The sequence below is a fragment of the Streptomyces sp. NPDC059456 genome (assembly GCF_042750055.1).
In the GTDB taxonomy this organism is placed as follows: Bacteria; Actinomycetota; Actinomycetes; order Streptomycetales; family Streptomycetaceae; genus Streptomyces.
Window position 1 is genome coordinate 1 of sequence record NZ_JBHYVA010000406.1, and the last position, 7,695, is coordinate 7,695.

Genomic DNA, 7,695 nt, shown 5'->3' on the forward strand with positions numbered 1-7,695 from the left:
CGCCCGCGCGCGCCCACTCACCCCCCCCGGCGCCGCGCCCCCCCACCGGGCGTTCGGGCGCGGGCCGTCCGGATCAGGCGGCGGCGGCCCCGGCGCGGCGGGCCGCGACGACGCCCAGCAGCACGTCGACGACCAGGAACGCGACCAGGCTGATGCCGAGCAGCGGGACGAACCAGCCGACCACGGCGGTCAGCGCGGCGAGCGGGAGCAGCAGGGTCAGCGGCACCTTGCGCCAGGCTCCGCGCGGCTGGGCCCGGCCCGCCGAGAGGGTGCGGTCCTTGGTGGGCCGGCGCAGCCACCACATCCGGTAGCCCCAGAACACCAGGAACATCACCGCGACGGCGAGCGCGGCGAGCGCGATCTGGTTGACGAGGCCGAGCGTCTTCCCCATGTGCAGGTCGATGCCGAAGCGCGTCAGCTTCGCGAGGAGGGGGTAGTCGGCGAAGCGCAGTTCGTCGATGATCCGGCCGTCGGCGGGGTCGACGGAGACGGAGTCGAGGTGGACCGGCAGCTGCTTGTCCTGCTCCTTGATCACGTAGCCGTTGCCCTTGGCGGGCAGGGTGATGCGCAGCTCGTGCGTGACCCCGGCGGCGCGGGCGGCGGCCACGGCCTTGTCGACCCCGATGTCGGCGGTGGGCGGCGTCGCCGGCATCTCCATGCCCGGGGTCATCACGTGCCCGGCGTGGTCACCGGAACCGGAACCCGATCCGGCGTCGGAGCCGGGTGCGAGGGCCGCGGACACGGAGGGGGTGGCGCCGCCGAGGCCGTCCTGGAGCTTCCCGATGTGCTCGCCCGCGTACTTCGACCAGGTCAGGCCGGTGGCGGAGAGGGCGACGAGTCCGATGGCGGCCCAGATGCCGACGGCTCCGTGCCAGGACAGGGTCTTGCGGCGCCCGGTGGCGGCGCGGTCGGGCAGGACGAGCAGGGCCTTGCGGGAGCGGCGGCGGCCGATCCACAGGGCGAGGCCGCCCAGTGCGACGACCCACAGCCAGCTCGCGGCGAGTTCGCTGTAGTTCCGGCCGAACTCGCCCAGCTGGAGGCTGGAGTGGAACTCGCTGAGCCAGGCGCGCAGCGGCAGCGCGTCGCCTGCGGTGGTGAGCGTTCCGTTGACGTGGCCGGTGTACGGATCCACGAAGACGGTGCGGGTCTGGCCCTCCTCCAGCCCCGGGACCTCCATGATCACGCGGGTGGTCGCCTCGGCGTCGGGCGCGGGCCACACGCCGACGACCTTGCCCTCGGGGACGGTGGCCCGGGCCGCCGTGACCTGGGCGCTGAGCGGCAGGGTGCTGTCGCGGACCTCGGTGACGGTCAGCTCGTCGGAGTAGATGATCTTCTCGGCCTGCCAGGAGCCGGCGTACAGCAGGCCGGTGGCGGCGGCGAGGAACAGCAGCGGGGCTATCAGGATCCCCGCGTAGAAGTGCATGCGCAGGAGCAGCGGCCGCAGGGCCGCCCAGGTGCCGGGCTTCGACGGCCCGGCGGGTTCAGCGGGTTCGGTGGATGCGGCGGGTTCAGCGGTCGCGGCCGGCGCGGCGGCGTCGGTGGTGGCGGTGGTGGCGTCCGGGGTGCGGACGTCCTGGACCTCTTCGAGGGACATGCGTGTCCTAGGGGTTGGCCTGGCGGCGAAGACATGGGGGATCGGGCCCCGGGTCTCGCCCCCTCGTCGATGAGGGAAGTGCGCCGGTCAGGCGCAGGCAGGACGACCGGGGGCCGTGGCGCGGGTGTCTCGCCGGCCGGGCGGGCCGCGGCGCACCAGGGTGTGGGCGGGCACGGCACCGCGCAGCCCGCGCGGGGGCTCGTACGAGGGCCGGGGCGCGGGCGGTCCCGGCGCGGGGGCCACCCGGGCCCGGACCAGGGCGACCGCGCGGGCGAGGGGCCGGGCCGCCAGCAGGGCGGCGGCGCCGAGTGCGGCGGCCAGCCGGAAGACGGCGGCCTCGCCCCATGCCAGCCAGGCGGCGCAGAACAGACCGGCGAGGACGTGGGCGGCGATCATGCCGAGGCCGCCGTGTCCGGCCGTGTCGGCCATGCCGGCCATCCCGTCGGCACCGGCCGCGCCGTGCAGGTGCGCCATGCCGTCCGCGCCGGCCGCCCCGTCCATGCCCGCCATCCGGTGGTGCACGGACGCGGACACGGGCGTGGGCCCGTCGGTGTGGCCGGCCCGGCCTGCGGAGAAGACCAGGTGCAGTACGCCCTGGACGGCGAGCAGCGCCGCGCTGATCCCTGCGGCCCCGCGGCGGCGCCCGGCTCCGAGCCAGGCGAGTCCGCCGGTCACCCCGAAAGCACCCAGAAGGACCATCATCGGGATGTTGGTGCCAGACATGTACGAATGCCCCACAGCGCCCAAGGCGGTGCACACTGCCGCGAACATCGCGGCCCGTGTGGCGCGCAGCGGCGCGGGGGTTCCTGGCATGGCTGAAACATGCTCGCACGGGCCCCGGTTCCGCCAGTCCGAGGGTCGCATCCGATCATGATCGGATGAATTCACTGCTCTGGCCGCCTCCGGCCCTCGGCGTGGTGTATGCGGGTGGGGTCCAGCTCGGCGCGTACGCCTTGGAGCGACGGGGCGCGGCGGAGCGGGACCGGGTGCTGCGGGGCTGCTCGACGAACGTCGACAACCTCGCCTCCGGCCGCTGGGAGACGCTGCTGAGCAGCGCGTTCGTCGTCGAGGAGCCGATGCCGCTGCCGTACGCACTGCTGCTCGTCGCGGTCCTCGGGTACGCGGAGTACGCGTACGGGGCCTGGTGGACGGCCGCGGTGTTCCTGTTCGGGCATTCCACGGCGACGCTCCTCGTGTTCGGCGCACTGCGCCGGACGGCCGGCCCGGCGACCCGGCGGGCCGTGGACGTGGGGGCCAGCTACGGCTTCAACGCCGTACTCGGCGCACTGACCTCGGCCCTGCCGCGCGGCCCGGTACGGGCGGCCGCCCGGGTGGGGCTGCTGGCGCTCGCCGTACGGCCGGTGCTGAAACGGGAGCGGACCTTCACGGACGCCGGGCACCTCGCGGCCCTGGGGATCGGGGTCGGCCTCTCGCTCGTCCTCGATTACCGATCAGGAACGAAACATCTGAAAATCGGGTGAATGCCCACCGCGAGAGCGCCGACACCACCCGTCGACACCGTCCGCACCGCCATCGCCGTACGCAGACCGCTGGAGCCGCCACGATGACCACGACCACCCCCTCCACCACCGTCGCCAACCTCCGCGACCTCGGCGGCACCCCCCTCTCCGGCGGCCGCACCGTCCGCCCGGGCCTGGTCCTGCGCTCCGGCCAGCTCGACCGGCTCGACGTCGGCGCCGATCCGGTCGTGGCCGCGCTGGGCCTGCGCACGGTCATCGACTTCCGCACCGACGCCGAGCGCGGCGCCCACCCGGACCGGATACCGGAGGGCGCCCGCCTGCTCGTCCGCGACGTCCTCGCCGACAAGCTGAGCTCCGGGAAGATCCCGGCCGCCACGCAGCTCAAGGACCTGCTGTCCGACCCGGCGATGGCGGAGGAGCACCTGGGCGGCGGCAAGGTGCAGGCGCTGTTCGCCGACACCTACCGGTCCTTCGTGTCGACCGCTTCCGCGCAGGCCGCGTACCGGACCCTGCTCGGCGAGCTCGCGGACCCGGAGGCTGGCCCGCTGCTCTTCCACTGCACGGCCGGCAAGGACCGTACGGGCTGGGGCGCGACCGTCGTCCTGTCGCTGCTCGGCGCGGACGACGACACCCTGATGGCCGAATACCTCTCCGTCAATCCGGCGGTCAAGCAGGCGTTCGCGCCGATGATCGAGGGCTTCACCGTCGCCGGTGGCAACCCGGACATCGCCCTGGGCCTGATCGGGGTGTTCCCCGAGTACCTGCAGGCCGCGCTCGACGAGGTGAAGGCGCGCCACGGCTCGATGGAGAGGTACGTGCGCGAGGGGCTCGGCGTCCCGGACTCCGCGGTCGAGGCGTTGCGCGCCCGCCTGACGGTCTGACCGACGCCGGGGTCCCGCCCCGGATCCCGCCCGCCGGAAGCCCTCCCGCGGCGGCATTCGACCCGACCGTGCGCCCTGGGGGCAGGTGACCATCCGACGATTCGCTCGTTCTGCTGAACGTGACTGCGCCGGATACCGCCACCCGCCCCCCGTCTCCCGTGCCGCCCGACGTCGAGCAGGCCGAGGCGGCCATCGTCGAGCACTACCCGCGGCTGGTGCGGCTCGCCTATCTGGTGCTGCCGCCCGCCCTCGGCCGCAACCGGCGGGTCCTCACCGCGCATTCGCTGGTCCAGCGGGCGCTGCCGCGCGGGCGGCGCGGCGCCGGGGCGCAAGCCGCCGCGGCCGCCGTGCAGGGCGGGGTGCCGGGCCAGCGCGGGACCGCGGCCGCCGAGTCGGGGTACGCGTACGTCCGGCTCCGGGTGCTGCGCGCCGCCCTGGAGGCCGGGATCCCGCTGACGTTCCGGGCGCTGCCCCGGCGGGCGCAGCTGCCTCCGCTGCTCCCCCAGGTGTGGGGGCTGCGGCTGTTCCCGCGCTCCGGCGGGGCCGAGGAGCTGGCCCTGGACCAGTGGCTGGCCACCCTCGACGGGCCCGGCCGGGCGGCCTGCGTCCTGCGCGCCCTGGAGCGGCTGCCGGAGGCGGAGGTCCTGCGGGTGCTCGCGGAGGCGGGGGTCACGCATCCCGGGGCCGCGGTCACGGAATCCGGGGATCCGGCCCACGACGCGCTGTTCGCGTCCCCCGAGTTCGATCCGTGCGTGCTCCAGGCCCGGCCCACCGACCTGCTGCGCCGGCGCCGGTTCGGGCGGGCCGCCCTGGCCGCCGGGGCCGCCCTCGCCGTGTGCGGGGCGCTGCTCTCGCTGCCCGGCGGGGGCTGGGGGGCGGACGGGGCCGCGGCCCCGCCGTACGCGCAGAACGCGGCGGCGGAGCAGGCCCTGGATCCGGGAAAGCTGGTCCGGGTCGCGCCCACCGCCTGGCGCACGTCCTCCCGTACGGGCTTCTCCACCTGGCCCGCCCGCGGCGACCGCACCGACGACGCCGAACTGCTGCGCCGGGCGCTGGCGGTCTGGGCCCGGCCCGGCTCCACGGTGGTCGCCTCGGCCACCCCCGGCACGCCGCCCGGGCCGCCGATGGGCCCGCCGCAGCTGCTGTTCGCGGGCACCGTCGACCAGGCGGTGGTGGTCCTGCTCTACGACGGCCTGCGCGTGGTCCGGTACGCCGAACCGCGCACCGGGACCTCGGTCGCCGCCCTCGACTTCGCCCGGACCGACGGGGCCTCGGCGGACACCGCGACCGCGCTGGTGCTGAGCCGGGTCGACGGCAACGTCCGCTACCTGACCGCGCCGTGGGTCACCGGAGTGGGCCTGCGCGACCTGCTCAAGCCCGGTGACGCACCGGCGGCGCTCAAGCCGAACCAGGACGGGATCACCCCGCCGGTGGCGAGCCCCGCCCCGGCGGGCAACTGCACCGGCTGGAACGCCCTGGCCCTGACCGGGGCCGGCACCACCCGGCTGGTCACCGACCTCGGCGAACTGACCCCGGCCCGGCTGACCTCGGGCGCGCCGGGCACGGAGCGCGACGTGGCGGAGGGCGCGGAGCTCGGCGACTGGTCGCGGATCGCGTGCCTGCTGCCGTCGGTCCGCTCGCACGGCGTCCGCAGCGTCAACGCCTGGACGTACGCGAAGCAGCCGCTGCCCGAGGGCGACGGCACGGCGACCTGGCTGTGCACCCGGGCCGAGACCTGGTCGGGCACGGAGGACCGGGTGCAGGCCCAGTTCCTGACTCCGGGCGCCCCTCTGGCGGCGCAGGCCGCGAAGGCGGAGGGCTCGCCGGCGTGCGGCCCGCGGGAGCCGCGGGTCCTGGCGGGCGTGCTGTGGAAGTCCAAGGCGGGCCAGTGGTACGTGCTGGCGGCGGGCAGTGCGCAGTTCGCGTCGCTGTCGGTGTCGGGCGGCGGGGTGAACGGTTCGGCGAACGGCAACCGGCTGGCGGTGAAGGCGCCGGCGGGCGCGCAGGTGGAGCTGGCGGGCAAGCTCACGGACGGCACGAAGGCGGGGGTGCTCCGCTAGCTCCACCGCAGTGACCGCAGTGGGTGAATCTTCAACCGTCAACAACGGCCGGGGAGTTGGCGGGATCCGGACATGACTGCCACCGCATGGACATGGCATGATCGGATTCCGGTTACCAAGCGGTAACCCCCCACACCCCTCACGTACCGAAGGTTCACCCACGTGCGCTTGCTCGCCCGCCGCCTCCTGCTGCCCGGACTGACCACCCTGGCGCTCACCGCCACCGGCTGCTCCTCGACCCCGCACACCGGCCTCGCCGACGCCGCCGCCCCCGCCAGCCTCGCGCCCACGGGCGACGGAACGTCCCAGCAGCTGAACGTTGCCGCGGCCCCGCAGGACACCCCCACCCCGGCCGCCGTCGCCCGCGTCGGCGGGAAGGGCAAGCCGGAGCAGTCCTCGCTGAAGGTCGCCTCGTACGACCAGGCGACCGGACGGGCCGTCATAGCCAAGGCCCCGCAGGGGCCCGCCCCGTCCTCCTCGCCGAGCCGGAAGCCGGAGCCGGGGAAGAGCACCGACCCGGGCAAGTCCCCGGGCTCGGGCAAGTCCCCGGGCACCGGCACGTCGCCCGACGCCGACAAGCCCGTCGCGGTCGGCGACGTCATCGCCAGCGCGCCGGCGCCCGGCGCCCCCAACGGCCTGCTCGCCAAGGTCACCGAGGTCGTCGGCAAGACCGACCGCGGCACCGAGGTCAAGACCGCCTCCACCACGCTGGCCTCCGTCCTGAACGACGACAAGGCCGACGGCAAGGTGCCCGTCGACCCGTCCTCGGTCACCGTCGAGCCCCTGATGAAGGGCGTCACCTTCTCCTGGGCCAAGACCGGAGGCGTGAAGTTCGGCCCCCAGAGCGCGAAGCTGCCCCTGGGCAACCTGCGGCTCGACGTGAACGCCGCCGTCGACACCGCCCCGGACGCCCCCGCCTCGGCCGGCGCCTCGGTCTCCGGCTTCGTCCAGCTCGCCCCGCAGGTGGAGTTCTCGTACGACGGCAGCGGCGGCTCCGGCCCGCGCGGCGCCTTCCTCGGCATGAGCGGCGACTGGTCCTCGCAGTGGAAGCTCCAGGGCCGCGCCGCCGCGAGCACCGGGGCGCCCAAGCGCATCCCGTTCGCGAAGCTGCACAGCGCCCCGGTCATCCAGGTCGGCCCCGTCCCGGTCGTCGTCAACCTCGACCTGACCTGCTACGTCCAGGTGGAGGCCGACGGCCGCGTGACCCTCGACGTCCAGCAGGACGTCAAGGGCGACTTCAAGGTCGGCGGCAGCTACGCCCTGGGCAAGGGGTGGACGCCGGTCAGCCAGTCCAACGTCAAGAGCACGCCCGTCACGGCGACCGTCACCGCCTCCGGCAAGGTCAAGGGCGCGCTCGGCGCCGAGGCGTCCGTCGGCCTGTACGGCGCCGTCGGCGTCAGCGCGGACTTCGCCCCGTACCTGCGCGGCGAGGCCGACGCCAAGGCGACCGCGTCCAGCGACGGCAAGACCTCCCTCAGCGGCTCCTGGGCGCTGTACGGCGGCTTCGACCTGAGCGGGAACCTGCACCTGCAGCTCTCCCTGTTCGGCACGCCGCTGTTCGAGCGCAAGATCCCGCTGGGCTCCCTGAACCGCGAGTGGGCCCTCGCGAGCGGGCACGCCGGACGGTGACCGGGGCCTGAAGCGCCCCGGAGCCCGGAGCCGGCGGGCCCCGGAACCCT

General features: G+C 75.2%; 6 protein-coding genes. 4 read left to right on the top strand and 2 right to left on the bottom strand.

What is annotated here, in order from left to right:
- Positions 1-73: 73 nt before the first annotated feature.
- Together ACFXA3_RS28385 and ACFXA3_RS28390 are read right to left on the bottom strand one after the other, a co-directional pair.
- The gene (locus ACFXA3_RS28385; RefSeq protein ID WP_385191315.1) at positions 74-1,594 is read right to left on the bottom strand and encodes a PepSY-associated TM helix domain-containing protein; all 1,521 of its coding nucleotides are present in this window, start codon (positions 1,592-1,594) and stop codon (positions 74-76) included.
- 87 nt (positions 1,595-1,681) lie between these two features.
- Entirely contained in the window at positions 1,682-2,317 is a 636-nt protein-coding gene (locus ACFXA3_RS28390) for a hypothetical protein (protein WP_385191317.1), read from the bottom strand.
- Positions 2,318-2,472: 155 nt separating this feature from the next.
- Here ACFXA3_RS28390 and ACFXA3_RS28395 point away from each other — a divergent pair, with 155 nt between their 5' ends.
- From ACFXA3_RS28395 to ACFXA3_RS28410, 4 genes are all read left to right on the top strand, one after another.
- Positions 2,473-3,075: a rhomboid-like protein gene (locus tag ACFXA3_RS28395; protein WP_385191318.1), complete on the top strand. Its 603-nt coding sequence runs from the start codon at positions 2,473-2,475 to the stop codon at positions 3,073-3,075.
- Between the two features lie 83 nt (positions 3,076-3,158).
- Positions 3,159-3,956 carry a tyrosine-protein phosphatase gene (locus ACFXA3_RS28400; protein ID WP_385191319.1) on the top strand — a complete coding sequence of 266 codons (798 nt, stop codon included), beginning with the start codon at positions 3,159-3,161 and terminating at the stop codon, positions 3,954-3,956.
- 119 nt (positions 3,957-4,075) lie between these two features.
- The gene (locus ACFXA3_RS28405) at positions 4,076-6,016 is read left to right on the top strand and encodes a hypothetical protein (RefSeq protein ID WP_385191320.1); all 1,941 of its coding nucleotides are present in this window, start codon (positions 4,076-4,078) and stop codon (positions 6,014-6,016) included.
- 162 nt (positions 6,017-6,178) lie between these two features.
- Positions 6,179-7,645, top strand: coding sequence for a hypothetical protein (locus tag ACFXA3_RS28410; protein WP_385191322.1), 1,467 nt, complete (start codon positions 6,179-6,181; stop codon positions 7,643-7,645).
- Positions 7,646-7,695 lie beyond the last annotated feature (50 nt).

Coding starts and splice junctions, on each gene's coding strand:
- ACFXA3_RS28385 (WP_385191315.1), bottom strand. CDS start 1,594: ATGTCCCTCGAAGAGGTCCAGGACGTCCGCACCCCGGACGCCACCACC.
- ACFXA3_RS28390 (WP_385191317.1), bottom strand. CDS start 2,317: ATGTCTGGCACCAACATCCCGATGATGGTCCTTCTGGGTGCTTTCGGG.
- ACFXA3_RS28395 (WP_385191318.1), top strand. CDS start 2,473: ATGAATTCACTGCTCTGGCCGCCTCCGGCCCTCGGCGTGGTGTATGCG.
- ACFXA3_RS28400 (WP_385191319.1), top strand. CDS start 3,159: ATGACCACGACCACCCCCTCCACCACCGTCGCCAACCTCCGCGACCTC.